Genomic DNA, 25,272 nt, shown 5'->3' with positions numbered 1-25,272 from the left:
AGTGTTTCATTGATACTTCTAGCTGTAAATATAAGAAGGTTTATAACAAAAAATAAATAAATATATCACAATTAGAAAAATTGCCCCGGAAATATTGTATATATTCAATAGTTTCTGGGGATTTTTTTATTTCATACTAAAACCAAAATCACAGCATCAGTATATATTAACAATAGATAAATTATTAAGAAATATTAAGTTTTTTATTTGTATTTCATTAAGGTATTTATTTTAATATGTAGCTAAAGTAAGTTGAAAGGAAATTTAATATGAAATTTTATTATCTTATTTTATTACATGTTTTTTACAACCTATAATATTACCAATACCAGAGCCAGTAACAATAATGGCAGGAAGTGCTACCTTTGGACCACTAATTGGTGCTATTGTAGGTTTTTTCGGTACGATAGCTGGAATAATAGTGATGTTTTCTATTGCAAAATATGTAGGTGGCAATATTGCTAGTAAAATGGTTGATAAAAAGAAGTTAGAGAAGTTTAATAATTATATAGAAAGAAATGATACAATAATAATATTAATGTTATTTATATTACCTATATTACCGGATGAAGTTATTTGTATTGGATCTGGAATAGCAAAGGTTAATGGATTTAAGTTTCTTATTATAGCTATGATATCTAAGTTAGTAACATCAATTTCTTTAGCATATTCTATTGAAATAATAAAGTTAGATGAAACGTTCTTAACAATTTTTATTATAGTGATAATGGCTATAGTCTTTATAAGAAAAGTTAAGTTGTGCGAAAGAAAAACTAGAGGTTTATAAGTGAATGAACAGATATGAGGCAGAGTGTCTAAGAGATTCCTAAGAATAATTTTTTTAATAAAGTTGAACACAAAAAAGTTTTTAGAAATTTTTCACCAGCATATAATTAAATAAAGGACTTGTTGCAATAACAAACTAAAAACTTTGTTATTGCAACAAGTCCTTATAAATTATTAACAGCTTCCCCTAAAACTTTGCCAATAGCATCATGAATAACAAGATCAGCTTTATTATCAGCAGATGTTGTGCTCTTGTTTATAAGTACAAGATTCTTTCCTCTAAAGTAATCAATAAGTCCTGCAGCAGGATAAACAATTAGGGAGGTTCCTCCAATAATTAAAGTATCAGCTTCTGAAATAGCTTTAACTGCTCCACTTATAACATTATTATCTAGTCCTTCTTCATAAAGGACAACATCAGGTTTAACTTTTCCACCACACTTAGGACAAGTAGGCACACCTTTTGATTCTAAAATAAACTTTTTATCATAAAAGGCATTACATTTCATGCAATAGTTTCTAAGAACAGAGCCATGTAATTCATAAACCTTCTTTGATCCAGCAGCTTGATGTAGGCCATCAATATTTTGAGTAACAACGGCTTTGAGTTTACCCATTTCTTCAAGTTTAGCAAGTGCAATATGGGCAGCATTAGGTTTTGCATCAGGGTATATAAGTTTATCTTTATAAAACTTAAAGAATTCTTCTGGATACCTTACGAAAAATGTGTGAGATACAAGTTGTTCTGGAGTAAAGTTTATTTGAAGTTTCTCGTTCCATAAACCGTTGGAACTTCTGAAGTCTGGTATATTACTTTCAGTGGAAACTCCTGCACCTCCGAAAAATACTATGTTATTACTTTCTTTTAAAATTTGAGTTAGTTTTTCTATTGCTGTACTCATAAAATCATCTCCAATATTATTTAAATTAATTATAGCATAGTGAAATTAGTTACAAAATAGAAAAACCATTTATTGTGAATTTAAATTGACAAATAGTGGAATAAAGAATATTATGGTTTTATAAGATAATATTTATTAATAAAATCTTATATAATATAAATAAGTATAGGGAGGTAGTTGCATATGAGTATTTTAAATTGTAGAGAGGTAATAATGAACTAATTTAATATTAGGTATATTAGGATGCATTTTTATTGTGCCGCTATTTTATTCATATCAATAAATTTAACTTAGTTAAACACATGATAGGATGTGTTTTTTTTGTACTTATTTTTATTAGTTATATACTCTCTAAAGTACTAAAATTAGATTTAAAAAAATAATTGTATATACTTGAAGGGAGAAAAGATAAATGAAGGATATTATAATAAAGAAAACAAGCTGGGATAAAATGCAGGAGATTTGCACAGATTACTTTGTTGAACTGGGATATAAGAATGATGGCTTTCACAATAGTATGATGTTTGATGGTGAGGCATATAGTATTCTGCACAATAAAGAAGTATGGGGGTTTCTTTCTATTGGGACTTCATGGGATGATGGTAAGATGTTAAGAGGATTTTATGTTATTCCATCAAAACGTCAAGAATCAGTAGAAATATTTAATAAGGTAATAGAAGATTTTCAGATTGAGGCAGCGCTAGTAGCAAGCAATGATTCTCATTATGTTGGACTTGCATTTGAAAAGATGAATAGACTAAAAACACACTTTGATATGCAAGCTTTCAACTTTATTTACGGAGAACCAGAACGTGAAGCTGAATATGGTATGGAATGTATAAGAGAGGTATGCCCAAGTGAATATGAATTGATGAATAATCTCACAGAACAACAATGGGAAGGGTGTTTTCAAGATGAAAAATTCAAATTTTATAAGATACTAAGTGATGATGAAACCTTGGGATATGGTGGTATTGGTAAGATGATAAATAATAAGAAGAATTGCGATATAGGTAATTTTACATTGCCAAAGCATAGAAATAAGGGTGTAGGAAGAAGTATAATAATAAATTTAAGTAAGATTGCTATATTACAGGGGCTAATACCTGTAGCCGGATGCGGTTATGGCAATACGGAAAGTATTGTAACATTGATTAGTAGTGGGTTTATTCCTGAAAATAGGATATTTTACGTTAGATTTTGTTAAGTAGTCTAAATAATTAGAAAAAGTGTCTATATATTAGGCACTTTTTATTTAATAAATAATAAGGAATTTATAATATAGATTATTTATATAAAGGGAAGGGGCACTCATGGAAAAGAATGAAATACTAAAAATAAATAAAACATATTGGGACACAAATGCAGATTTATGGTTTGGAACAACGGCACTTCCAGAATACGGGGTTAAATTTGTCACTGAAGAGGATCTCCATTTATTTGGAGATGTTTCAGGTAAAAAACTGCTGGAGATTTGTTGTGGAAGTGGACACTCCCTAAAATATCATGCTGATAGAAATGCTGCTGAATTGTGGGGATTAGATATTTCACACAAACAAATAGAAAATGCGGATTCATATTTAAAAGAACATGGCTATACAGCTAAATTTATTTGTGCTCCTATGGAAGCAGAGGCAGGAATTCCTACCGAATATTTTGATTTTGTTTATTCAATATACGGTATTGGTTGGACAACAGATCTATTAGGCACGTTCAAAAAGATAGCATCATATCTAAAAAAAGATGGAATATTTATATTTAGTTGGCATCATACATTGAATTACTGTGTTGCTTGGTCATGTACTGAGCGTAAAGATATTATAGAAAATGATATGTTAGTTTTTAATAAAAGTTATTTTGACGAAGCATACTTTAGCATGCCTGTTGATGGAAGTGAAATAATATTATGTAATAGAAAAATATCCACATATATTAATGCTTTGGCAGAAGCAGGATTTGTTGTTGAACAAATGATTGAACAAACTGATGATGAAACTATGAAGTCAGTTGGAGATAATAGTAGCAAAACAAAAAAGGCTAAGATGCTCCCAATTTCATTTTGTTTTAAAGCAAGAAAGTTGTAATAGAAATAGAAAATAGCACTTTGACAAAAATTAATAAAATCATTATAATTATAGTATTAATTGAAGTTTATGCGTATAATTGATCAGCGTGAAATCATTATTTGATTTCGCGCTTTATTTTTTTGAGCAAAACTTTAAAGTATAGGAAAGTGAGGAGAATAGGAAATGGAATTTTACATGAAATTACCACGTAACAAGAAAGAGTTTGCATTATTTATGGCTGTTATTTCAATTATATCAGTAAATATAATTGCACCATTAATTACATGTTTTGAGATGGGGACTTTTAGTTTGGATATTTGGAAGAATGCCATTAAAGTTATACCTTTTATATGGATATGCGCAATTGCTCTTGTTTTAGCAACATATAAACCAGCAGAATGGATGACAGGAAAAATTGTAGAGAAAGATGATAGCTTCAATGCACATATTATTATTAATATTTTATGTACAGTATTTTTGATGTCAATATTTTTAACTGTAATAGGAACATGGATAGGATCTGGTGCTATTACAATGGAACCAATTGATATGTTTTTTTACAAATGGCCACGTAATTTTGCGATATCATTTGGTGTGGAATTATGTATTGCTCAACCAATTGCAAGAGCTGTAATGTCTCTAATTCATAGTAAAGCTGAGGAGACTGAATATAATGAAGAGATAGAAAAGACAAGTTAATTTTTATAGCAGAAAAGAGTAAAAAATATTGAAAAGTGTCTAGAAATAGGCACTTTTATATTTATCCAAATTAAGGGTTGAATAACAATCTAAACCATGATAAAGTTATTTTAAATCTTTGGAGGTAAGTGCCTTATGGAAATAAGAAAAATGATAATTGATGAGAGGGGTTAGAGTATGAAGTATTATATGGTTGATACATTTACAGATGAAGCTTTTGGAGGAAATCCAGCAGGGGTATGTATTTTAGATAGAAAAATTAGTCCAGAGATAATGCAAAGAATAGCTAAAGAACATAACTTACCGGAGACTGCATTTGTATTAAAAGAAGAAAATAAATATTCATTACGATGGTTCACACCAAAGTTTGAAATTGATTTATGTGGACATGCTACCCTTGCATCAGCATTTATTCTTATGAATTATTTTTATAAAGATATGGAGAAAGTTACTTTTTCAACGCAAAGTGGAATTATTAAAGTTGTACGAGATGATAATAAATATGAGATGCTACTACCAATTAGAAAACCTATAAAGATAGAAATTACAGAAGATATAAAGAAGCTTTTAGGGGTAACGCCATATGAGTTGTATTCTTCACGAGACTTAATTGTTGTGTTATCTAATGAAGAAGAAGTTACTGGTTATAAACCTAATTATGATAATTTAATGAAATTATCAAAGTGGCTTGGAATTGTTATTACTGCAAAAGGGAAAAAATCTGATTTTGTTTCAAGATATTTTTGTCTAGAATTAAAAGATGAAGATCCTGTTACTGGTTCATCCCATTGTAGCCTTGTTCCATATTGGGCCGAAAGATTAGGATGTACTGAACTTTATGCACAACAATTATCAGAAAGAAAAGGAGAACTATATTGTAAGTTGGAATGTAATTGTGTAAAGGTGGCAGGATGTGCAAGGATTTATATGACTGGTGATATAAATATATAGTTAATGTAATACAGTAGCTTTTATTATTATAAAAATTAATAGACATTACTATATTAATATCTTATTTTATTGTGAAAAGTTATAAAAATGAAAGTGAGATATAGATATAATTGAAAACGTATTACAAGTAAAATACAATATTGATATAAGGAGGTAATAATGAATAAATAATTATTAAGAAAAGGGTGAGTTATTTGGATATATTGAGATGTACTATTAATAATGTTGATTTAGTAATAGAAGCTATAAATAAAATTAAAAAAGCTGAGGATTTAAATACTATAGAAGCAAATACTGTTACTAGATTTTTAAATAATGATAATAATTATTTTTTCGTAGCACTTGATGAGAATAATGTTGTAGGATATGCAATTGTATACAGACAAGTATCCTTAGATTCATTAAATGATGTAATGTGTCTATATGATATAAAAGTTTTAAAGAAACATAGAGCTAAAGGTATAGGAGAATTAATAATAAATGAAATAAAGAAAATTTGTGAAAGTGAAAATATATTAAAATTATGGATGCCAACAAATATCAGAAATATTCCAGCAAGTATTTTATGTAAGAAGACAGGGGCAATGGCTAAGGAATTAGGAAATGAAGTTATATATACTTATGAATTTAAATAATTTTTTAATACAATCACTAGAAATACCATAAAAAAGATAAATTTTTCCATATGGATAAAGTTTATCTTTTTTTTATATAACTAATAGAAAAAATAAATGTAAAAATACAATAAAATGTCGAAAAAAGTTGAAATTATTTCAATAATACTATATATTCATATTAATTAAACTAAAGAAGAAAGGATAGAAATTACAAGATGGAAAACGAAAGAGAGCAGTGGGGAAGTAAAATGGGCTTTATACTTGCAGCTGTTGGTTCAGCGGTAGGTTTAGGTAATATATGGAGATTCCCTTATTTAGTTTATAATAATGGAGGAGGAGCATTTTTAGTTCCATATTTCATAGCTATTTTAACAGCTGCTATACCAATATTAATATTAGAATATGGTATGGGGCATAAATATAGAGCATCGACTCCATTAGCACTGGCAAGAGGAAATAAAAAATGGGAATGGCTTGGTTGGTGGCCGACTATTAATGCATTTTTTATACTAGCATATTATTCAATGATTTTAAGTTGGGCGATAAAGTATTTAACATTAAGCTTTACTAAAGGTTGGGGTTCTGATCCTAATAATTATTTTTATAATGATTTCTTAAAATTGTCATCATCACCATTTGAATTTACTGCTATTATATGGCCAGTACTTATAGGTATAGCGGTGTTATGGGCAGTTAACTGGTTTATCTGTTATAGAGGAGTAAAAGGTGGTATAGAAAAACTAAACAAAGTATTATTACCTTTATTAATACTTATTATGATAGTAATAGCTGTAAAAGGAGTTACTTTAAGTGGATCAACATTAGGATTAAATAAGTTATTTACGCCTGATTGGAGTAAAGTAAAAAATCCTAGTGTTTGGATAGCTGCATATGGCCAAGTATTCTTCTCTTTAAGTGTCGGTATGGGTATAATGATGACTTATTCAAGTTATCTACCTAAGAAATCAGATATAAACAATAGTGCATTTATGACTGGATTTGCAAATTGTGGATTCGAATTTTTATGTGCTATAGCGGTATTCTCAATTTTAGGATTTATGGCAACAAGTCAAGGAGTACCAATAGATGAAGTTGTTTCAGGTGGTATAGGATTAGCTTTCATTGTATTCCCAAAAGTATTTAGTATCATGGGAGTATGGGGAAATATCTTAGGGGTACTATTCTTTATGTGTTTAATATTTGCAGGATTAACATCATCAGTATCATTAGTAGAAGCTGTAACAGCTCCAATTATAGATAAGACAGGTTGGAACCGTAAAAAAGTAGTTACTTGGATTTGTATATTAGGCTTTGTTGTAAGTATAGCATTTGCTACAAATGCAGGATTATATCTGTTAGATATTATTGATAACTTTATAAACAATTATGGAATAGTTGTAGTTGGATTATTAGAAGCCTTTGTAATAGGATGGATAATAAAGCCAGATACTATACGCAATCATACAAATTCAGTTTCTTATTTCAAAATAGGAAAATGGTGGGATATAACTATTAAATATATAACACCAGTAGTATTAGCATTTATGTTAATTAGCAGCATTATTAATGAAATTAGAAATCCATATGAAGGCTATTCATTAGCAGCATTATTTGTATATGGATGGGCTATAATAGGAATTGGTATAATAGGTTCCTTATTAATAAGTAGAAGACCATGGAAAAATAAACATATAGAAAATGATGAAAGTGAGGCGTAAAATATGACAGCAGTAGCAATTACATTTTTATCATTTGGATGTATTGTATTATATGGTGGTTTAATTACTACTATAGCAATATCAATAAAATGCGATAAAAAATAAATTGAGTTTAACACCAAATAATTAGAAATAATTATTTGGTGTTTTTTATATTTAAGGTTAAATATGGTATCATTAGAAATATATTTAATATATCAGTTTATATTTATTGCTTATATAAAAATAAAGTATTAAAAATTAAAAGGGGGCAAATTTATGAATAATACAGTTGTAGTATATAAATCAAAATATGGCTCAACAAAAAAATATGCAGAATGGATTGCAGAAGAGTTAGGTTCAGATATCATTGAAAATAAATCGATAAAAGTTGATAGCTTAAGTAAATATGACACAATAATTTATGGCGGTGGCTTATATGCCGGTGGAATTAATGGTGTTTCCTTGATTACAGATAATTTTAATCAATTTCAGGATAAAAAGTTAATAATATTTACATGTGGGCTAGCAGATACAGACAGTGAGGAAAATATTAAAGGAATTCATAATATTATAGATAAGGTGTTTACAAAAGAAATGAAGGAAAAAGTAAAGTTTTTTCATTTGCGTGGTGGTATGGATTATTCGAAGCTTACTATTGTTCATAAATTGATGATGGGAATGTTAAAAAAAGCTGTTTCAAAAAAGAGTCCTGAAGAATTAAAAGAAGAAGACAGAGAAATGTTAGAGACTTATGGTAAAAAAGTAGATTTTACAGATAAAAATTCAATAAAACCTCTAATAGACTATATTAGAGAATAATAAATTATCGGAGGTACTAAAATGAAAAATAAAGAAAAATTATTGTTAGGAGCAGCATGTTTTTTTGGAGGTATAGTTACTGGATTTTTGATAGCACCTATTAAAAAAGGTTTATATTGTGGTAATAACAATGGAAATAACTTTCTTAGTAAAGAAGATATGGAGAAATTTATTGATAATTTAAAAGAAGGTGAAGAAAAAGATGAATAAATCAAAGAATGATATTGATTGTTCTTTCAAAGAGGATGGAAAATGGTTCCGATATAGGGCGGCAGCAATTATTATTGAAGATGGATGTGTTCTTTTTGCAAAGAATGAATTAGACGATTATTATTATTCTATCGGCGGAGGGGTTCATCTAGGAGAAACTACTGAAGATGCTGTAAAGAGAGAAGTTTTAGAGGAGACAGGCGTAGAGTATGAAATAGATAGATTAGCTTTCATACATGAAAATTTTTTTAATGGAACAGGTACATTAGATGGACTTAAGTGTCATGAAGTTGCATTTTATTATATTATGAAACCAAGAGGTACACAAAAATTAAATAGTAATAGTTATGTTCAAGGAGTTCGTGAACATATGCATTGGTTACCAATAGATAAATTACATCAATATATAGCATATCCAACATTTTTTAGAGAAAAGCTATTAAATATTAAAGATGGTGTAGAGCATATCGTTACACATTTTTAGGAGAAGGATATGAATATTAAAAATATAAAAAATTAAAAATTATATTGACTCTCACGTTGCGTCATAGTGTATCTTAATAATTGTACTGAGGGAAATACATTATGAGAAGAGGGGTGGTAAATTGAAGATTAATGATGTTGCTAAGCTTACAGGGATAACAGTACGAACATTGCATTATTATGATGAGATTGGTTTATTAAGGCCTAGTAAGATTACAGAGGCAGGATATCGTATTTACGATGAAAAAAATCTTGAAACGTTGCAGCAAATATTATTGTTTAGAGAAATGAATTTTCCTCTCAGTGAAATAAAAGAGATTATTTCTAATCCTAAATTTGATAGAATTGATGCTCTAGAAAAGCATAAGAAGTTGCTAATTAAAAAGAGACAACGTCTTGATAATTTAATTAATCTCGTAAATAACACAATAAAGGGAGAGAACGATATGAGTTTTAAAGAATTTGATATGACAGAAATTGAAGCTACTAAAAAGAAATATGCTAAGGAAGTTAAAGAACGTTATGGTAAAACTGATGCCTATAAGGAATACGAAGTAAAGACTAAAAACTATGATAAGGATAAATGGAATGATGTAAATGCTGAAGCTAATGAAATTTTTAAAGCTTTTGCTAATAATAAAGATAAAGCTCCAGAAAGTGAAGAAGTTCAAGAATTAGTTAAGAGATGGCAAAATCATATTACTAAAAATTATTATAATTGTACTAAAGAGATTTTAGCATCTCTTGGAATAATGTATGTTAAAGATGAGAGATTTAAAGAAAATATAGATAAAAGCGGTGAAGGTACCGCTGAATTTATGTCAAAGGCCATAGAAATTTATTGTTCTAAGTAAATAAAAAATATTTAAAAGATAGGCAGAAATGTCTATCTTTTTAGGTGTATAATAAATATACAAAATGGAAAAAAATTCATGGAGGGGTGTGAGTGAAAAATGATATTTCACAAGAGTTATTTGATTTAGAAATTGAAACTAGTAACGGTTTAAAGTCTAATTTCTTAAGTGATGTGAAAAAATTAGAGGAGCTGACAAAAAAGTGCTTTAAGGAAGTAAGGAGTATTCTATGAAAAATATTCCTAACATAATAACAATTATAAGAATTTTTTTATCAATAACATTTTTGTTCATTAAACCATATAGTATTACATTTTATATTATTTATATATTATGTGGAATCAGTGATGGTGCAGATGGGTATATTTCAAGAAGAACTAATACTACAAGTAAATTAGGATCAAGTCTAGACACAGGGGCAGATATTATCATGGTTGTAATACTATCAGTAGTATTGGTACCTATAATAAAATTTCCTTTAGAAATTATTATATGGATAGTATTAATATTTATTATTAGAATTATTGGAATACTTATAGCTTTTTATAAATATCATAAGTTTGTTATTTTACATACTTATAGCAATAAATTAACAGGGTTATCTTTGTTTTTTGCTATCATAATATTAAAAAGTATAAATCATTTGTTAGTTATGTCATTAGTATGTATTATTGCATCATTAGCTAGTATTGAAGAAATAGTAATACATAGTACTAAAAAGGATCTAGATAGGGATATTAAGGGAATATTTTTTAAATAGTGAGGTGCACTAAAATGAATATAGAAATATATGAGAATAAATTAACTGTAAATAGTTATATAGAGATAAAAGAATCAGTTTGTAAAATTAATAACTCAAAACTTCAAATTGCAAAATCATTAAAAAATGATCTATATGATGTTGTTGTTATTGATGGTAATAAGTTAGTTGGCATGGGTCGCATCGTTGGAGATGGTGCGATATATTGGTATTTACAGGATGTAGCGGTTATACCAGAGTATCAAGGAAAAGGTGTAGGAAGAATTATTGTAAAAAAGTTAATGGATTACATATATAGTAGCAGTTTATCAGATACAAAAACTACAATAGGGTTAATGGCAGCGAAGGGAAAAGAAGAATTTTATAAGAAGTTTGGATTTATTGAAAGACCTAATGATGATCAAGGACCTGGGATGATACAAATAATTAGTAAGTGATTTTTGGGAGGAATAAAAGTTGGCTAAAGAGTTATCAGAAATGTCTTTAGAGGAGTTGTGGCAATTATTTCCGATAATATTGAAGGAACATAATCCAGAGTATAGTAGCTGGTATTTAGAAGAGAAAGAAAGTTTAATTAACATTGTAGGTAAAAATAATATTGCAAGAATTAATCATATTGGAAGTACGTCGGTTAAGGGATTAATTGCTAAGCCGACAGTAGATATTTTGTTAGAAATTAACAATGATTGTGGAGTACAAGATTTAAAGGAGAGACTATTAAATAATGGATGGTTACTAATGTCATATAGTGATGATTCAGAATTAAGAATTGTATTTAATAAAGGATATACAGAGTATGGATTTGCAGAAAAAGTTTTTCACCTTCATCTTAGATATTTTAATGATTGGAATGAATTATATTTTAGGGACTATTTGCAATTAAACAAAGAAGTAGCCGATGAGTATGGAAAATTAAAACTATCTTTAAAAGATAAATATGAACATAATAGAGATGGATATACGGAAGCTAAAACTGAATTTATTATGAAATATACAGAAATAGCAAGAGAGAAATTTGGTGAGAAATATAAGGGTGAGAAGAGATGAAAAATTTAATTAGGTTAACGGATTATTCAAAAGAAGAGATAGAAGAAATTTTTTATATTGCTGATAATTTAAAAAAAGGGAACTATAAAAAAGTATTGGATAATAAGACGGTAGTAATGTTCTTTCCATCGACAAGTATAAGAACAAGGGTCACTTTCGAAAAGGGTATATCTATGTTGGGGGGACAAGTTGTTTTATTCCCCAGTGATACATTGGATAAAAAAGAAGAAATTCAGGATGTAATAGGATATTTAAATAACTGGGCTGATTTAGTTATTGTAAGACATAATGATATAACATTAATAGAAGAAATAGCAAGACACTCAAAAGTTCCAATTATAAATGCTATGAGCAGTATTAATCATCCTTGTGAAATGTTAGCAGATATTTATTCATTATCAAAAATAAGAAAAGATATTTTAAAAGATAAATATTTATTTGTTGGACATAAAGGAAATATAGCATTAGCATGGAAGGAAGTTAAAGACGTTTTAGGAATTTCTTTAGAACAATGTTGTCCAAATGGTTACGAGATAGAGGGTATAAACTTTTATCAAAATATAAATGAAGCAGTAGTGGGAAAAGATATTATATTAACGGATTCATTAAAAAAAGAGTATTTAAAGGATTTTAAAGATTATAAAGTTACAAAGACTATAATGGATAAAGCGAATAAAGGTGCTATATTAAATCCGTGTCCACCATTTTACAGGGGTGAGGAAGTAGATGGTGATGTTATAAATAGTGAGTATTTTGTAGGCTATGAATTTAAGAAATATTTACTTGAAGTGCAGCAGGCTATTATTTTATTTTGTATTGGTAAAGGGAATTATATATGATTGTTGATATATGTACATTAAATGTAATAACATGTATAATATTAACATTACATATGTTAGGGAGATAAAAAATGAAAAAAACACTTTTAATTATTGATTTTCAAAATTCTTTAGTAGAAGAAAAGCCATTTAGAATTGAAACTATAACAAAAAATATAAAAATATTACTAGAAGTATGTAGAGAAAAAAATATTGAAGTAATTTATGTACAGCATGAAGAAGAGGATGGGGAATTTAAACGTGGTTCAGAAGGATGGAAAATATTTAATGAGATAGCACCAATAGATGGAGAGAAGATAATAAGCAAAAGATATAATTCTGCATTTAAAGAGACAGGACTTAAAGATTATTTAGAAAGTAAAGATATAGACGAATTAATAATGGTAGGTATGCAAACAGAATATTGTTTTGATACAAGCTGTAAAGTAGCATTTGAATATGGATATAAAATAATCATTCCTGAAATGACTAATACAACTTTTGATAATGAATTTATGACAGGTGAGAAATTATATAATTATTATAACTTTAAAATTTTTAAAGATAGATTTGCAAAAATAGATACAGTTGATAATATAATAGCAAATTTATAATGCTAATATTCATCTTAAAAATGGATTATATTTATATGACCTATTATAACAACACTTAAGTATAACAGCTACATATATTAAAAAAAGTGTTAATAACTTGGGGTGAAAATGTGGAAGAATTAACAAAATCGCTACATATTTAATTATCCAGAAGAGAAGATAGAAAAAGTTAAGAATTGTATATTGAATCATAGGGGGAGTGTATTAAGAGAGAAAATCTCAATAGAGGAAATATGCGTATCAGATGCTGATGCAATATCACATTTTTACAGTATTCCATCATTATTTCATCTTGCTTATGTGGAAAAAGGTTATGCAATAGATGAAGGAAAAGAATTTGTAAAGAATAAATTACAAAGAAGTTATAATAAAATGTCTGATACCAGTAAGAAATTATACCAAGATAAATATGAAAAGGTGATGGAAGTATTTAAATAATTCAGTGTTGGTGAAGAAAAAAATATTTATCTTACATTTTGAAAGTTTAAAGTGGTATAATATATATATACAGCGTGTAGTTTTGATAACGTAAGTCCAGTTGTCAAAGCTACATTTTTTTATTTAAGAAACAGTATAAAACTATTCTAAATTTTTATTAAGGAGGTTTAGTGTATGTTTAAAATAGGAGATTATGTCATGTATAGCCTCACAGGAGTTTGTAAGGTAACAGATATAATCAAAGAGAAGTATTTTGACAACAATGAAAAAGATTATTATGTGTTGGAGCCGGTATATGCAACAACTAAAACAGTTATTAAGATACCAGTAGATAATAAAAAGGTATTCATGAGACCAATAATTTCAAAAGAAGATATAAGTGATTTAATTGACGAAATACCTTTAAAAGACGAGATTTGGATAGATGATGAAAGAGAAAGAAATCATCAATTTAAGTTAATGATTCATTCTGGTGATTGTAAGCAATGGAGTACTTTAATTAAGAGCATTTTTCTAAAGAAAGAAGAAAAGAAAAAAGAAGGTAAAAAGATAACTCAAGAAGATGAGAGATTAATGAAGTCAGCAGAAAAATTATTAAATGAAGAAATAGCTACAATATTGCATATCCTACCTGATGAAGTTCCAGAATATATTCAAAGTAATATTTCATAATAAGATTATAAGCATATCCTATTTATTTTATTAGGATATGCTTTTTTTTATTCAAAAGATTTTAGATAAAATATTACAAAAAGTTACAAGTGTCGGTGATATAATTAAATAGAAAATTAAAAGAAAAAGGTACAAAATTTTTTAAAATAAAATAAGGGTGAAAAAAGTAATGGTTAAGATGAAGTGTATTTATTGATTAGATTAAGACCGTATAAATTAAGTGATGAAAAATATCTTTTAAACTGGATAGATGATGAAGCAACTTTTTCTAAGTGGTGTGCTGATAAGTTCACATATCCACTGACAAAAGAACAATTGGAAGAATACTATCATAATTATGAGAAAGAAAATAATGGCTTTATAGTTACGGCTATAGATGCGGAGGGTAATCCAGTAGGACATTTTTTAATGCGTCTTGCAGACTATGAGGATAATAGTATACATATAGGATTTGTTATTATAGATAAGGAAAAACGTGAACAAGGATATGGCAGAGAAATGATGTCACTGGCAGTAAAATATGCCTTTGAAATATTAAAAATGAAAAGAATGACATTAGGAGTTTTTGATAATAATGAAGTAGCACATTGTTGTTATAAATCAGTAGGATTTATTGATGAAAAATATTGCAAAGATGTATTTAAATATAAAGATGAAAGCTGGGGTATTTATGAGATGGCCATTGAAAGAAAATAAGAGTAATTTTTGAGTCCTACTAGAAAGTCATAAATGAACTCTAGTAGGTCTTTTTTTATTATAAAATTATAGGAGGAAAGAATGAAATATAAATATATTCTTTTTGATGCAGACGATACACTTTTTGACTTTAGGTTAGCAGAAGAAAAAGTTATAAAGAAATCTTTAGATTACTTTAATATTTCATATGTGGATAATATTGTTGATAATTTCAGAAAAATTAATAAGGAATTGTGGAAAAAATATGAATTGGGAGAAATAACAAAGGAAAATTTACAAGTTACAAGATTTAAAAGATTATTTGAAACTTTATCAGTTGATGAAGATCCAGATAATTTTAATGATTATTATTTAGAACAATTAGCAAGTGAATCAATTTTAATAAATGGAGCTGAAGAAATTTGTAGAGTATTAAGTAAAAAGTATGTTCTTGCAATTGTTACTAATGGAATTAAATCAATGCAAGAGCAACGATTTAATAAATCAACAATAAAACAATATATTTCTAATATATTTATTTCTAGTGATATAGGATATCAAAAGCCACAAAAAGAATTTTTTAAATATGTTTTTGAGAAATTAGAAGTAAATGATAAGAATTCTGTACTTATAGTGGGAGATTCATTATCTTCTGATATAAAAGGTGGAAATAATGTAGGGATAGAGACTTGTTGGTTTAATAGATATAATTTTACTAATGATAAAGATGTTAAGGTAACTTATGAAATAAAAAATTTATATGAGTTAATCAATTTATTATAGGGGGAGAATTCAGTGAAAATAATTGAGCCATATGTGGAGTTAGAATCAGAAATTAATGGAGAAGATATATTAAAAACAATAGAAAAGGTAGGTCGTGTTTGTTATAAAAGTGAAGATAGAATAACAGAAGAATCAGCAAAAAGATTTGTAGAAAGTTTAATGAAAAGAGGCCATGAGTCTGTAATTGAACATGTAAGTTTGTCAGTAAGAGTAGTATGTGATAGAGGAGTAACTCATGAAATAGTAAGACATAGAGTGGCTAGTTATGCTCAAGAAAGTACTAGGTATTGTAATTATGGAAAAGATAAATTTGATAATGAACTTACATTTATTAACCCATGTTTTTGGACAGGTGATGAAGATAAAGATAAAAAAGATATATGGATAAATACAATGAAAAATATTGAAAATCAATATTTAGAACTGTTAAAGATAGGAGCAACTCCAGAAGAAGCAAGATCAATATTACCTAATTCACTTAAAACAGAGATTATTATTACTATGAATTTAAGAGAATGGAGACATTTTTTTAAGTTAAGAACAAGTAAAGCTGCTCATCCACAAATGAGACAAGTAGCATTTATGATTTTAGAAGTTTTTAAAGAAAAGGTACCAGTAATTTTTGATGATATAATAAGATAAAATAATTTTATGAGAGTAGAGGAAAGTACATGTTAAACATTAAAGATAAAGTTGCAATAGTTGGTTGTTCAAATGCTCAATTGAAGACAGCTAGACCAAAGATAGATACGTTAGTAGAAGTGTTAGAATCTATAGGACTACAGCCTATATGTAGCGATTATATTTATGAAAAATATTCTGTTTTTAGTGGCAGTGGAAAAGAAAGAGCGGATGCTCTTATGAAGTTTTATTTAGATGATAGTATTAAAGCAATCTTTGATATATCTGGAGGGAATGTTGCTAATGAAGTATTAGAATATTTAGATTTTGAAATAATTAAAAAGAATCCAAAGCTATTCTTTGGATATAGTGATCTAACTACTGTTATTAATGCTATATATTCAAAAACAGAAATATCATCATTTTTATATCAAATTAGAAATTTGATATATGATCATGGTGAAGAACAAATCGAGAATTTTCGTAAAACAATATTAGAAGATAAAAATGATTTATTAAATATTAATTATAGATTTTTACAAGGGAATTCTATAAGCGGAACTGTCGTTGGTGGTAATATACGTTGCTTCTTAAAATTAGCGGGAACACCTTATATGCCATCTTTTAAAGATAAAGTTTTATTTTTAGAAAGCTTAGGTGGAGAAGTGCCACTTATGACAACTTATTTAAATCAATTAAAGCAAATGGGAGCATTTAATGAGGTTAAGGGAATAATTCTTGGAACTTTTACTGAAATGGAAGAAAAACAAGCTAAGCCTACCATAGAACAATTAGTTCTGGATATAGTTAATAACAAAGAAATACCTATAGCTAAAACAGAGGATATTGGACATGGAAGTAATTCTAAGGCTATTGTTATAGGGGGAGAGATTAAACTATAATTTTTTAGAAGTTAATTATATTGTAAAAGTATAAGATATTAAATTTATTTTGTTACACACATTATTTATTATGGAAAAGATTTGGGTTATAATAATAAATAACATTTATATAAAGGAGAATATTCTTTTGGATTTAAAGGAAGATATTATTAGTAAGATAATAGAGATATCGAAAGAACATCAGGAAATTGAGAAGGTAATTTTGTTTGGCTCTAGAGCTAGAGGGGACAATTCAACAAAGAGTGATATTGATCTTGCTGTTTATGCTAATAAGTCAATATATAGTTTTATAGAAGATGTAGAGCTTAATATTAGAACATTATTAGAATTTGATTTTTCAGATATGAATTTAGTAAAAGATGAATTTTTTATAGAACAAGTGAAAAATGATGGAGTAGTTTTATATGAGAAGTGTTGAATTTAAATACATGAATTTAGTAAAAGCCTATAATAAGCTTAAAGAAGTGTCAGAACTTTATGATGGAAGTAATGAAATCATAAGAGATAGTCTTATACAAAGGTTTGAGTTTACTTATGAATTAACTCATAAAACATTAAGAGAATTTATGAAATATTTAGGGGTTACTTTAGATAATTCATTTCCAAGAACTATTTTCAAAAAAGCTTATGTAAATAATTTAATTTCTAGCGAAGAAATATGGATAAATTTATTGGAAGATAGAAATTGTACATCACATATTTATAACGAAAATTTAGCTAGTGAAGTTGCAGAAAGAATAGTTAAAGATTATGTACCTGCAATTGAAGAATTAGTGGAAAAACTAGAAAAGTTACTATAAATAATAAAATACCTACTAGAGGAAGAGAAAGAATCTTTAGTAGGTATTTTTGTATAAAAACAAATAAAACAAAAAATTCTATTTGCATTTAATAGAATCTTGTACGTCAACTAAAGCTTCACCAAATCTTTGAAAGTGAACAATCTCTCTTTGACGTAAGAATTTAAGAACATCTTTAACATCACTATCATCAGTTAAGTTAATAAGATGTTCATAAGTTGATCTAGCTTTTTGTTCTGCTGCCATATCTTCATGGAGGTCAGCTATAGGATCATCTTTAGCTTGAATATAAGTTGCAGTCCAAGGATTTCCTTGAGCATCTGTATAGAATAGAGCTTTACCATGGTCAACATATTGTGTAGCAAGGCCGGCAGCTTTTAATTCATCAACAGATGCATCATTTATAAGTTGATAAATCATAGTCGCAATCATTTCAACGTGGGCTAATTCTTCTGTACCTATATCTGTTAACAAACCTTTTGATTTTCCAGTAGGCATTGTATAACGTTGATTTAAATATCTAAGGGAAGCACTAAGTTCGCCATCAGGACCACCATATTGAGAAATAAGATATTTAGCCATTTTAAGGTCTTTACATTTTATATTTATTGGATATTCTAAAGTTTTTGTATAAATCCACATAGTTATTTATCCTCCTCTATACACTTTTCCCAAGGCCATGGACCATCAACCCATATTCTTTGATCTACTACGCTACTATTTCCAAAGTTAGTAAGAGGTCCGAATTGCTTTTCATATTGTTTAACTAGAGTGTTTAAGGTATCAGATATACATTTATAATCTTCTTGTGCCTTTTTATTATCTGGAAAATTATCCAAGTAAAGGTTTAATTCAACGGCATAAAATTGATATTTCTTTATATCATTTAATAATTTACTTTTACTATACATATGGAGTCCTCCTACATAGAACAATTTTTTTTCTTATTCTTGCGCCTTCTATATGGTCTAACTAAATCTTTAAAGATTGTACCGAAAAGTAAAGCATCAGTATTATCAAGTAAGTTACAGTAGCTTTGAGGAACTACATATGCTTCAGCATATATTTCCTTTTCTTTACATCTATTGTATTGATTCATTTTGCATATTTCCTTTCTTTTAAAATGCATATATGTTATTATTATGAAGAAAAATATTATAAGGTTACAGAAATGGAAAAAATGATGAAAGTGATGAAATAGTTAAAAAGTTATTATAAGTAAGAAAGGACCTACTAGAGAAAGACAAAAAATCTTTAGTAGGTATTTTTGTATATAAAGGGAGAAAATATTATGAATTTTCATGTTGCATTAAAGAAGGTAGTAGATGATTCTTATGATATTGAGATAGGGTATAAATTAGAAGATAAATTAGTAGAAGATATAGAGAATGGACTTGTTGGTGAAATAAGAAATTTTGCAATTATTACAGATAGTATTGTGGAAAAGTTATATGCAAAAAATATTGTATCCCTATTAAAAGCAAGAAATTATAAATGTGATTTATTCGTTTTTGAAGCTGGGGAAAAAAGTAAGACAAGAAAAACAAAAGAGGTTATCGAAGATGCAATGTTAGAAAAGGGATATAGAAGAGATTGTTGCATAATTGCTATTGGTGGTGGAGTAGTTACAGATTTAGCTGGATTTATTGCTGGTACATATGGAAGAGGGATTCCTTTTATTAATTACTCTACAACATTACTTGGAGCAGCAGATGCATCAGTAGGAGGTAAAACTGCAGTTGATACAGAACTAGCTACTAATTTAATAGGACTAATATACCAACCTAAGAAGGTATATATAGATATCAATACTTGGACAACTTTACCAAGACGTCAATTAAGTAGTGGATTATGTGAAACTATAAAGCATGCTTGCATTGCAGATAAAGAATTTTTTAAGTTTATAGAAGATAATATAGAAAAAATATTTGATTTTGATAAAGCGATTTGTACACATGTAGCAGAAAGTAATTGTAGAATTAAATATGAAGTTGTTATGAAAGATGAAAAGGAAAATAATTTGAGAGAAATATTAAACCTTGGACATACTGTTGGAAGGGCAATAGAAACAGTAAGTGATTATAAATTATTGCACGGAGAAGCACTTTCTATAGGAATAGTTGCGGAAGTTATTCTAGGAGAAAAATTGGGCTATGTAACTTTAGAAGAAAAAGAAAGAGTGATAAACTTATTAGAAAATTGTGGACTACCTATTAAAATTCCAAGTTATATTAATAAAGAAGAGTTAGTAAAAAAACTATATACAGATAAGAAAGTTAGAAATGGCAATATAAGATTTGTATTTCAAAAAGGAATTGGATCAGTAATGGAATTTGAAGGTGGTAAATATGCCACTGTAATTAGCGAAGAGGAGATAAAGAAAGTCATTGAAGTTATGTAGGAGGCACAATGTTTAAGGAGATTACAAGAAATGATTTATATGAAATTACAAATCTATTTATAGAGGTTTTTAATGGTGAACCTTGGCGTGATAAGTGGACTTATGAAACAGCGATAAAAAGACTTAGAGATATAATAGATATGCCAGGGTTTATAGGTAATGCATATTATGAGGATAATACTCTTGTTGGTTGTATCATGGGACGTGAAGAAATGTTTTATGATGGAAAACATTTTGAAATACTTGAGTTTTATGTTAATGCTAAGTGTCAAGGTAAGGGGTATGGAAGAAAGATATTAAATGATTTTACATATAAGTTGTTTAATAAGGATATTAAAAAAATATTTCTTATTACATGTCATGGAATAAGAACAGAAGGATTCTATGAGAAGAATGGATTTAAGACTAGTGAGGAACTGATAATTATGTCAAAAAACATCTTATAAAACGGTGGAGGATAATATGGAGAGTACTAATAGGGAAATTTTGTCTAAATAATTTATTTCAAGCGTTTGTAATGGTGCCAAGATTAAAAAGGGGGGAGTAATATGAATCATTTGGGAACAAAAATTCTTGAAACAGAAAGATTAATTTTAAGAAGATTTAAAGATGAAGATGCTAGTGATTTATTTAATAATTGGGCTAGTGATAGTAATGTTACTAAATATTTGACTTGGCCTACTCATGAAAATTTGGACATATCGAAATATATTATAGGTTTATGGCTAGATGAGTATAGCAATGATAATGTTTATAATTGGTGTATTGAATTAAAAGAAGATGGACAAGCGATTGGGGCAATTTCAGTAGTATCAATAGATGAAAATGTTGAAGCGGTAGAAATAGGATACTGTATTGGTAAAGAATATTGGAATAAGGGAATTGTAACAGAAGCATTTTCATCAATAATTAAATTTCTATTTGAAGAAGTTGATGTGAAACGTATCGCTGCGAAACATGATACAAATAATCCAGCATCAGGAGCAGTTATGAAAAAATGTGGATTAAAATTTGAAGGAATAAATAGAAAAGCAGGAAAGAATAATTCAGGAATATGTGATATGGCTGTTTATTCTATTTTAAAAGAAGAGTATTTAAGTTTAATATGAAAAGATAGAATTTATTATGTGAGTATGAAGAAGAAAAAATTCATAGAAAGTAGTAGGATTGGATTATATGAATAATTGGTTTACAGTAGAAAAAATAGATGATATTACTTATGCAATAAGTGAATATAAACATTGGGAAGAAACTCATTGTTACTTATTGATAGGTGATAATAAAAGTCTATTAATCGATACAGGGCTTGGTATTGGAAATATAAAGGACGTAGTTTGTAAATTAACTAATAAAGAAATTCAAGTTGTGACTACTCATGCTCATTGGGATCATATAGGAGGACATAAATATTTTAAAAATATCTATATTTATTATAAAGAACATAAATGGTTAAAAGAAAAATTTCCAATTCCTTTGGAAGTAGTAAAAAATAATATTATAGCTAAACCATGTGATTTTCCAGATTATTTCGATATTAATAAATATGAAATTTTTAGAGCTGAGTCTATAAAAAAATTATATGACATCGATGAAATTGATTTAGGAAATAGAATAATTAAAATAATACCTACACCTGGGCATTCACCTGGACATATATGCTTTTATGATATTAAGAAAAAATATTTATTTTCTGGAGATTTGATTTATAAAGGTAAATTGGATATTTTTTATCCCACAACTAATCCAGTGGATTTTTTGCAATCAATTAGAAATGTTAAAAAATTAGATATATATAAGGTATTACCGGGACATCATGAAATAAATATATCTGCGACATTAGTTGATGATATAGATAAGGGATTGACAAGTTTATTTGAAGAGGGAAAGTTAAAACATGGACAAGGAATATTTAAGTTTGATAATTTTACAATACATGTTTGAGTAAATGTATTTGTAGCGCATATATGAAACTATTATACTTAAGTGTTGTTTAAGTAATATTTTTCAAATAAAAAACAATTAATTCACTTACAAATAGATAAGTAAGCTTTTCAAGCAATGGTAAGTAATGGATAATTTGTTAAAATATTAGACAAAAACTGTCATGGGGTGATAATTATGGTAAAGGCAGTATTATTTGATTTCGATGGCGTATTAACTATAGATGCAACTGGATCATATTCAATTTGTAATTATATATCTAAGAATACCAATATCGATAAAGATTTATTTCAGAAAGAGTATTATAAGTACAATGAAAAATTATTATATGGAAAGATAAATCACAAAGATATTTGGAGTAGATTATGTGAAAACTTAGGACAAGATATACCTTTTGAAATTTTAGAAGATTCTTTTATTAATACACCAATAGATACTAATATGATGAAAGTGGTGTATAGATTGAAAGAAGAGGGATATAAAATTGCAATGGTTACTGATAATAAAAAGGATAGGATAGACAGTGTTGTAAATTACTATAAATTAAATGAAGTTTTTGATACTATTATAGTTTCCGCAGAAATTGGTTCAGGTAAAAAAGAACGTGATATATTTATACAAACCATAAAAAAATTACAGGTTGAAGCTAATGAGTGTGTATTTATAGATAATAATGATAAGAATCTTATTGCACCTAAAAAAATGGGTATGAAAGTTATTTATTTTGATGATTATACTAGAAATATGGATGATTTTCTTGATGAATTATTTAAGTTTGGGGTGAAAATATGATTAGGGAAATAAATGATTCAGAATTAAGTAGTTTGCTAGAGTTATATACAGAATTAGGGGATAATGATATGCCAAAGAAGGATGAATCTCTTAATTTTATATGGGGGAGTATAATAAGTAATAAGAATTATCATATAGTAGTAGCTAAAGAGAATAATAAAATCGTATCTACTTGTACAGTAATTATAATTCCTAATTTAACACATAATCAAAGGCCCTATGCTCTTATAGAAAATGTAGTTACAAGTAAGGAATATAGAAAGAAAGGTTATGGAACAGCTGTACTAAATTATGCTAAGGACATAGCTATTAAAGAAAATTGTTATAAGATTATGCTTTTGACTGGTTCTAAAAGAGAAAGTACTTTAAATTTTTATAAAAAAGCAGGATATAATTGCAATGATAAAACAGCGTTTATTATGTGGTTATAAAAAAGAGAGAGGTGAATTATATGAGATTGTGCATTGTTTTAGCTCCATGCAAAGTCAGATAAGATAGAGATTGCATGGAGTAATATATCTATCAAAGATTTGGCTTTGTAATTTTCAAGTAATATTGTTAATTGAAAAGGAGTAAAGCTAAATGAATATAAAAACTCAATTAAAAAATTTTTATTTATTACAATGTGGACAATTTGTTTCACAGTTAGGAAGTAAAATAACAAGCTATGGATTAATTTTATGGACATATGATAATAGTGGATCTGTATTATCAATAGCATTATTAACAATATGTACATTGATACCATCAATATTACTTAGTTTTTTGGCAGGTAGTATTAGTGATAAATGGGACAAGAAAAATATAATGATTATATCTGATAGTATAGCAGCATTTTTTTCTTTAATAGTATTAATATTATTAATCACTAATAGCTTAAAAATAGAGTATATTTATATAATAAATTTTATTTTAGGTGTAGTTGATGCTTTTCAAAATCCTGCATCAGAAGTAGCGATATCACTTATTATTTCTAAAGAAAATTATATAAGAGTAAGCGGAATAAGATCTTTAAGTAATTCGTGCATAACTATTTTTTATCCTATTTTATCAACTACTATATATGCTTTTGCTGGATTGAAATTAATTATTTTTATTGATCTTGCAACCTTTATTTTTGCAGTATTAACTTTAATTTTTTTAGTTAAAATACCTAAAAGAATATATAATACAGGGGATAATACAAATATACTACATCAATGTAAGATTGGCATAAAGTATATAGTGAATGATAAAGGAATATTATCACTTATATTATTTATGGCATTTGTAAATCTTATAGCCTCAATCTATAATTGTAATCTTCAACCAATGATACTATCTAGAAATGGAAATAATAAATTTCAGCTAGGTATAGTAACTGCTACTATAGGAATTGCAGGAGTGATTGGGAGCATATTAGTAACTATTAAGAAGGAAAGTAAAAAGAAAATTCCTGTTATTTTAAATATAATGATGTTTTCATTCTCTATATGTAACACATTACTTGGAATAGGACGTAATTATTATATTTGGACGATTGCTGTGTTTTTAGGAAATGTTTTAGTACCATTTTTAACAGCTAACGTAGAGTTTATTATGCGAAATAAAGTTCCTTTAGAAATGCAAGGAGTAGTTTTTTCAGCAAGAAATACATTACAATATATTTCAATACCTATAGGATATCTATTAGGTGGAGTGTTAGCAGATAAGGTTTTTGAACCTAATGTTTATAAGATATCATTTTTAACCAATATCGTTGGTAGCGGAAAAGGTGCAGGTATTGCATTAATATATATCGTTATAGGAATTATTGGATTTCTAGGATGTTGTATATTTAAACTAAATAATGATATGAGAAATTTAGATAATTAAGAAAAGTAAGAGCTTTGCAATGTTATTTTTGCAAAGCTCAATTTTATATAATATGAGATTGGTAAGT

Annotated in this window: 37 protein-coding genes; 33 read left to right on the top strand and 4 right to left on the bottom strand. The window is 27.6% G+C overall.

Going from position 1 to position 25,272, the window contains the following annotated elements; genetic code table 11:
* Positions 1–274 precede the first annotated feature (274 nt).
* A complete protein-coding gene (locus CM240_RS11120; protein WP_341349778.1) occupies positions 275–787 on the top strand; it encodes a TVP38/TMEM64 family protein in 513 nt (170 codons plus the stop codon).
* Between the two features lie 163 nt (positions 788–950).
* Here the strand turns inward: CM240_RS11120 and CM240_RS11115 are convergent, their stop codons facing one another.
* Entirely contained in the window at positions 951–1,688 is a 738-nt protein-coding gene (locus CM240_RS11115) for an NAD-dependent protein deacylase (protein WP_044039159.1), read from the bottom strand.
* 412 nt (positions 1,689–2,100) lie between these two features.
* Here CM240_RS11115 and CM240_RS11110 point away from each other — a divergent pair, with 412 nt between their 5' ends.
* The 25 genes from CM240_RS11110 (at position 2,101) to CM240_RS11000 (ending at position 18,217) form a co-directional block, all read left to right on the top strand.
* Positions 2,101–2,895: a hypothetical protein gene (locus CM240_RS11110; RefSeq protein WP_044039157.1), complete on the top strand. Its 795-nt coding sequence runs from the start codon at positions 2,101–2,103 to the stop codon at positions 2,893–2,895.
* A gap of 106 nt (positions 2,896–3,001) precedes the next feature.
* Positions 3,002–3,772, top strand: coding sequence for a class I SAM-dependent methyltransferase (locus CM240_RS11105; protein ID WP_044039155.1), 771 nt, complete (start codon positions 3,002–3,004; stop codon positions 3,770–3,772).
* A 165-nt stretch (positions 3,773–3,937) separates the two neighbouring features.
* On the top strand, positions 3,938–4,453 hold the full coding sequence (locus tag CM240_RS11100) for a hypothetical protein (RefSeq protein WP_044039153.1): 516 nt from the start codon (positions 3,938–3,940) through the stop codon (positions 4,451–4,453).
* A gap of 177 nt (positions 4,454–4,630) precedes the next feature.
* Positions 4,631–5,404: a PhzF family phenazine biosynthesis protein gene (locus tag CM240_RS11095; protein WP_044039151.1), complete on the top strand. Its 774-nt coding sequence runs from the start codon at positions 4,631–4,633 to the stop codon at positions 5,402–5,404.
* Between the two features lie 194 nt (positions 5,405–5,598).
* The gene (locus CM240_RS11090; protein ID WP_044039149.1) at positions 5,599–6,039 is read left to right on the top strand and encodes a GNAT family N-acetyltransferase; all 441 of its coding nucleotides are present in this window, start codon (positions 5,599–5,601) and stop codon (positions 6,037–6,039) included.
* 197 nt (positions 6,040–6,236) lie between these two features.
* Positions 6,237–7,739, top strand: a complete 1,503-nt coding sequence (locus CM240_RS11085) for a sodium-dependent transporter (protein ID WP_044039147.1) — start codon at positions 6,237–6,239, stop codon at positions 7,737–7,739.
* A gap of 3 nt (positions 7,740–7,742) precedes the next feature.
* Positions 7,743–7,844 (top strand): MetS family NSS transporter small subunit, encoded by a 102-nt coding sequence (locus tag CM240_RS17520; RefSeq protein ID WP_156930543.1) that lies wholly within the window; start codon positions 7,743–7,745, stop codon positions 7,842–7,844.
* 153 nt (positions 7,845–7,997) lie between these two features.
* A complete protein-coding gene (locus tag CM240_RS11080) occupies positions 7,998–8,540 on the top strand; it encodes a flavodoxin domain-containing protein (protein WP_044039145.1) in 543 nt (180 codons plus the stop codon).
* A gap of 21 nt (positions 8,541–8,561) precedes the next feature.
* Entirely contained in the window at positions 8,562–8,750 is a 189-nt protein-coding gene (locus CM240_RS11075) for a hypothetical protein (protein WP_044039143.1), read from the top strand.
* A complete protein-coding gene (locus tag CM240_RS11070) occupies positions 8,743–9,234 on the top strand; it encodes an NUDIX hydrolase (protein WP_044039141.1) in 492 nt (163 codons plus the stop codon). Before CM240_RS11075 ends, CM240_RS11070 begins: the two co-directional genes overlap by 8 nt.
* 121 nt (positions 9,235–9,355) lie before the next feature.
* A complete protein-coding gene (locus CM240_RS11065) occupies positions 9,356–10,087 on the top strand; it encodes a MerR family transcriptional regulator (RefSeq protein ID WP_044039139.1) in 732 nt (243 codons plus the stop codon).
* 92 nt (positions 10,088–10,179) lie between these two features.
* Positions 10,180–10,320 (top strand): hypothetical protein, encoded by a 141-nt coding sequence (locus CM240_RS17515; protein WP_156930542.1) that lies wholly within the window; start codon positions 10,180–10,182, stop codon positions 10,318–10,320.
* Positions 10,317–10,847 (top strand): CDP-alcohol phosphatidyltransferase family protein, encoded by a 531-nt coding sequence (locus CM240_RS11060; RefSeq protein WP_044039137.1) that lies wholly within the window; start codon positions 10,317–10,319, stop codon positions 10,845–10,847. The genes CM240_RS17515 and CM240_RS11060 overlap by 4 nt, the downstream gene beginning before the upstream one ends.
* Positions 10,848–10,861: 14 nt before the next feature.
* On the top strand, positions 10,862–11,284 hold the full coding sequence (locus tag CM240_RS11055) for a GNAT family N-acetyltransferase (protein ID WP_044039136.1): 423 nt from the start codon (positions 10,862–10,864) through the stop codon (positions 11,282–11,284).
* A 19-nt stretch (positions 11,285–11,303) separates the two neighbouring features.
* On the top strand, positions 11,304–11,894 hold the full coding sequence (locus CM240_RS11050; RefSeq protein WP_044039135.1) for a GrpB family protein: 591 nt from the start codon (positions 11,304–11,306) through the stop codon (positions 11,892–11,894).
* A complete protein-coding gene (locus tag CM240_RS11045; protein ID WP_044039134.1) occupies positions 11,891–12,733 on the top strand; it encodes an ornithine carbamoyltransferase in 843 nt (280 codons plus the stop codon). The genes CM240_RS11050 and CM240_RS11045 overlap by 4 nt, the downstream gene beginning before the upstream one ends.
* 71 nt (positions 12,734–12,804) lie before the next feature.
* A complete protein-coding gene (locus CM240_RS11040) occupies positions 12,805–13,326 on the top strand; it encodes a cysteine hydrolase family protein (protein ID WP_044039133.1) in 522 nt (173 codons plus the stop codon).
* A 183-nt stretch (positions 13,327–13,509) separates the two neighbouring features.
* Positions 13,510–13,764, top strand: coding sequence for a class I SAM-dependent methyltransferase (locus CM240_RS11035; RefSeq protein WP_051483813.1), 255 nt, complete (start codon positions 13,510–13,512; stop codon positions 13,762–13,764).
* Between the two features lie 174 nt (positions 13,765–13,938).
* Positions 13,939–14,436 (top strand): CarD family transcriptional regulator, encoded by a 498-nt coding sequence (locus CM240_RS11030; RefSeq protein WP_044039132.1) that lies wholly within the window; start codon positions 13,939–13,941, stop codon positions 14,434–14,436.
* A 183-nt stretch (positions 14,437–14,619) separates the two neighbouring features.
* Entirely contained in the window at positions 14,620–15,132 is a 513-nt protein-coding gene (locus tag CM240_RS11025; protein WP_341349770.1) for a GNAT family N-acetyltransferase, read from the top strand.
* Between the two features lie 81 nt (positions 15,133–15,213).
* On the top strand, positions 15,214–15,894 hold the full coding sequence (locus CM240_RS11020; RefSeq protein WP_044039125.1) for a YjjG family noncanonical pyrimidine nucleotidase: 681 nt from the start codon (positions 15,214–15,216) through the stop codon (positions 15,892–15,894).
* A gap of 12 nt (positions 15,895–15,906) precedes the next feature.
* Positions 15,907–16,536 (top strand): FAD-dependent thymidylate synthase, encoded by a 630-nt coding sequence (gene thyX / locus CM240_RS11015; protein ID WP_044039123.1) that lies wholly within the window; start codon positions 15,907–15,909, stop codon positions 16,534–16,536.
* A gap of 29 nt (positions 16,537–16,565) precedes the next feature.
* The gene (locus CM240_RS11010) at positions 16,566–17,417 is read left to right on the top strand and encodes a S66 family peptidase (RefSeq protein WP_044039121.1); all 852 of its coding nucleotides are present in this window, start codon (positions 16,566–16,568) and stop codon (positions 17,415–17,417) included.
* Between the two features lie 127 nt (positions 17,418–17,544).
* Positions 17,545–17,835 (top strand): nucleotidyltransferase domain-containing protein, encoded by a 291-nt coding sequence (locus tag CM240_RS11005; RefSeq protein ID WP_044039119.1) that lies wholly within the window; start codon positions 17,545–17,547, stop codon positions 17,833–17,835.
* A complete protein-coding gene (locus tag CM240_RS11000; RefSeq protein ID WP_051483812.1) occupies positions 17,822–18,217 on the top strand; it encodes a nucleotidyltransferase substrate binding protein in 396 nt (131 codons plus the stop codon). Before CM240_RS11005 ends, CM240_RS11000 begins: the two co-directional genes overlap by 14 nt.
* A gap of 78 nt (positions 18,218–18,295) precedes the next feature.
* Here CM240_RS11000 and CM240_RS10995 read toward each other — a convergent pair whose 3' ends face one another.
* From CM240_RS10995 to CM240_RS17250, 3 genes are read right to left on the bottom strand one after another with little or no spacing between them, the layout of a single operon-like run.
* On the bottom strand, positions 18,296–18,859 hold the full coding sequence (locus CM240_RS10995; RefSeq protein WP_044039116.1) for a manganese catalase family protein: 564 nt from the start codon (positions 18,857–18,859) through the stop codon (positions 18,296–18,298).
* A 2-nt stretch (positions 18,860–18,861) separates the two neighbouring features.
* Entirely contained in the window at positions 18,862–19,128 is a 267-nt protein-coding gene (locus CM240_RS10990) for a spore coat protein CotJB (RefSeq protein ID WP_044039114.1), read from the bottom strand.
* An 11-nt stretch (positions 19,129–19,139) separates the two neighbouring features.
* Positions 19,140–19,316 carry a spore coat associated protein CotJA gene (locus CM240_RS17250; RefSeq protein WP_162148687.1) on the bottom strand — a complete coding sequence of 59 codons (177 nt, stop codon included), beginning with the start codon at positions 19,314–19,316 and terminating at the stop codon, positions 19,140–19,142.
* Positions 19,317–19,508: 192 nt separating this feature from the next.
* On the opposite strand from CM240_RS17250, the gene aroB reads away from it, so the two are divergent.
* The 7 genes from aroB to CM240_RS10955 all read left to right on the top strand — a co-directional run bounded on the left by aroB (position 19,509) and on the right by CM240_RS10955 (position 25,205).
* Positions 19,509–20,618 carry a 3-dehydroquinate synthase gene (gene aroB, locus CM240_RS10985; protein WP_044039113.1) on the top strand — a complete coding sequence of 370 codons (1,110 nt, stop codon included), beginning with the start codon at positions 19,509–19,511 and terminating at the stop codon, positions 20,616–20,618.
* A gap of 8 nt (positions 20,619–20,626) precedes the next feature.
* Positions 20,627–21,064, top strand: coding sequence for a GNAT family N-acetyltransferase (locus CM240_RS10980; RefSeq protein ID WP_044039111.1), 438 nt, complete (start codon positions 20,627–20,629; stop codon positions 21,062–21,064).
* 102 nt (positions 21,065–21,166) lie between these two features.
* Positions 21,167–21,727, top strand: a complete 561-nt coding sequence (locus tag CM240_RS10975) for a GNAT family N-acetyltransferase (RefSeq protein ID WP_044039109.1) — start codon at positions 21,167–21,169, stop codon at positions 21,725–21,727.
* Positions 21,728–21,794: 67 nt separating this feature from the next.
* Positions 21,795–22,559 (top strand): MBL fold metallo-hydrolase, encoded by a 765-nt coding sequence (locus CM240_RS10970; RefSeq protein WP_044039106.1) that lies wholly within the window; start codon positions 21,795–21,797, stop codon positions 22,557–22,559.
* A 177-nt stretch (positions 22,560–22,736) separates the two neighbouring features.
* A complete protein-coding gene (locus CM240_RS10965) occupies positions 22,737–23,351 on the top strand; it encodes an HAD family hydrolase (RefSeq protein ID WP_044039104.1) in 615 nt (204 codons plus the stop codon).
* Entirely contained in the window at positions 23,348–23,782 is a 435-nt protein-coding gene (locus CM240_RS10960) for a GNAT family N-acetyltransferase (RefSeq protein WP_044039102.1), read from the top strand. Before CM240_RS10965 ends, CM240_RS10960 begins: the two co-directional genes overlap by 4 nt.
* A gap of 151 nt (positions 23,783–23,933) precedes the next feature.
* Positions 23,934–25,205, top strand: coding sequence for an MFS transporter (locus CM240_RS10955; RefSeq protein ID WP_044039100.1), 1,272 nt, complete (start codon positions 23,934–23,936; stop codon positions 25,203–25,205).
* The last annotated feature ends 67 nt before the right edge of the window (positions 25,206–25,272 follow it).

It is taken from the genome of Clostridium bornimense, assembly GCF_000577895.1.
In the GTDB taxonomy this organism is placed as follows: Bacteria; Bacillota; Clostridia; order Clostridiales; family Clostridiaceae; genus Clostridium_AN; species Clostridium_AN bornimense.
This window is presented reverse-complemented; position numbering and strand designations above follow the sequence as displayed.

What these genes read in the sequence shown, in the direction of transcription:
- CM240_RS11115 (WP_044039159.1), bottom strand. Translation starts at nt 1,688, where the DNA reads ATGAGTACAGCAATAGAAAAACTAACTCAAATTTTAAAAGAAAGTAAT.
- CM240_RS11110 (WP_044039157.1), top strand. Translation starts at nt 2,101, where the DNA reads ATGAAGGATATTATAATAAAGAAAACAAGCTGGGATAAAATGCAGGAG.
- CM240_RS11105 (WP_044039155.1), top strand. Translation starts at nt 3,002, where the DNA reads ATGGAAAAGAATGAAATACTAAAAATAAATAAAACATATTGGGACACA.
- CM240_RS11100 (WP_044039153.1), top strand. Translation starts at nt 3,938, where the DNA reads ATGGAATTTTACATGAAATTACCACGTAACAAGAAAGAGTTTGCATTA.
- CM240_RS11095 (WP_044039151.1), top strand. Translation starts at nt 4,631, where the DNA reads ATGAAGTATTATATGGTTGATACATTTACAGATGAAGCTTTTGGAGGA.
- CM240_RS11085 (WP_044039147.1), top strand. Translation starts at nt 6,237, where the DNA reads ATGGAAAACGAAAGAGAGCAGTGGGGAAGTAAAATGGGCTTTATACTT.
- CM240_RS17520 (WP_156930543.1), top strand. Translation starts at nt 7,743, where the DNA reads ATGACAGCAGTAGCAATTACATTTTTATCATTTGGATGTATTGTATTA.
- CM240_RS11080 (WP_044039145.1), top strand. Translation starts at nt 7,998, where the DNA reads ATGAATAATACAGTTGTAGTATATAAATCAAAATATGGCTCAACAAAA.
- CM240_RS11075 (WP_044039143.1), top strand. Translation starts at nt 8,562, where the DNA reads ATGAAAAATAAAGAAAAATTATTGTTAGGAGCAGCATGTTTTTTTGGA.
- CM240_RS11070 (WP_044039141.1), top strand. Translation starts at nt 8,743, where the DNA reads ATGAATAAATCAAAGAATGATATTGATTGTTCTTTCAAAGAGGATGGA.
- CM240_RS11060 (WP_044039137.1), top strand. Translation starts at nt 10,317, where the DNA reads ATGAAAAATATTCCTAACATAATAACAATTATAAGAATTTTTTTATCA.
- CM240_RS11055 (WP_044039136.1), top strand. Translation starts at nt 10,862, where the DNA reads ATGAATATAGAAATATATGAGAATAAATTAACTGTAAATAGTTATATA.
- CM240_RS11045 (WP_044039134.1), top strand. Translation starts at nt 11,891, where the DNA reads ATGAAAAATTTAATTAGGTTAACGGATTATTCAAAAGAAGAGATAGAA.
- CM240_RS11040 (WP_044039133.1), top strand. Translation starts at nt 12,805, where the DNA reads ATGAAAAAAACACTTTTAATTATTGATTTTCAAAATTCTTTAGTAGAA.
- CM240_RS11030 (WP_044039132.1), top strand. Translation starts at nt 13,939, where the DNA reads ATGTTTAAAATAGGAGATTATGTCATGTATAGCCTCACAGGAGTTTGT.
- CM240_RS11020 (WP_044039125.1), top strand. Translation starts at nt 15,214, where the DNA reads ATGAAATATAAATATATTCTTTTTGATGCAGACGATACACTTTTTGAC.
- CM240_RS11010 (WP_044039121.1), top strand. Translation starts at nt 16,566, where the DNA reads ATGTTAAACATTAAAGATAAAGTTGCAATAGTTGGTTGTTCAAATGCT.
- CM240_RS11000 (WP_051483812.1), top strand. Translation starts at nt 17,822, where the DNA reads ATGAGAAGTGTTGAATTTAAATACATGAATTTAGTAAAAGCCTATAAT.
- CM240_RS10995 (WP_044039116.1), bottom strand. Translation starts at nt 18,859, where the DNA reads ATGTGGATTTATACAAAAACTTTAGAATATCCAATAAATATAAAATGT.
- CM240_RS10990 (WP_044039114.1), bottom strand. Translation starts at nt 19,128, where the DNA reads ATGTATAGTAAAAGTAAATTATTAAATGATATAAAGAAATATCAATTT.
- CM240_RS17250 (WP_162148687.1), bottom strand. Translation starts at nt 19,316, where the DNA reads ATGAATCAATACAATAGATGTAAAGAAAAGGAAATATATGCTGAAGCA.
- aroB (WP_044039113.1), top strand. Translation starts at nt 19,509, where the DNA reads ATGAATTTTCATGTTGCATTAAAGAAGGTAGTAGATGATTCTTATGAT.
- CM240_RS10980 (WP_044039111.1), top strand. Translation starts at nt 20,627, where the DNA reads ATGTTTAAGGAGATTACAAGAAATGATTTATATGAAATTACAAATCTA.
- CM240_RS10975 (WP_044039109.1), top strand. Translation starts at nt 21,167, where the DNA reads ATGAATCATTTGGGAACAAAAATTCTTGAAACAGAAAGATTAATTTTA.
- CM240_RS10970 (WP_044039106.1), top strand. Translation starts at nt 21,795, where the DNA reads ATGAATAATTGGTTTACAGTAGAAAAAATAGATGATATTACTTATGCA.
- CM240_RS10965 (WP_044039104.1), top strand. Translation starts at nt 22,737, where the DNA reads ATGGTAAAGGCAGTATTATTTGATTTCGATGGCGTATTAACTATAGAT.
- CM240_RS10960 (WP_044039102.1), top strand. Translation starts at nt 23,348, where the DNA reads ATGATTAGGGAAATAAATGATTCAGAATTAAGTAGTTTGCTAGAGTTA.
- CM240_RS10955 (WP_044039100.1), top strand. Translation starts at nt 23,934, where the DNA reads ATGAATATAAAAACTCAATTAAAAAATTTTTATTTATTACAATGTGGA.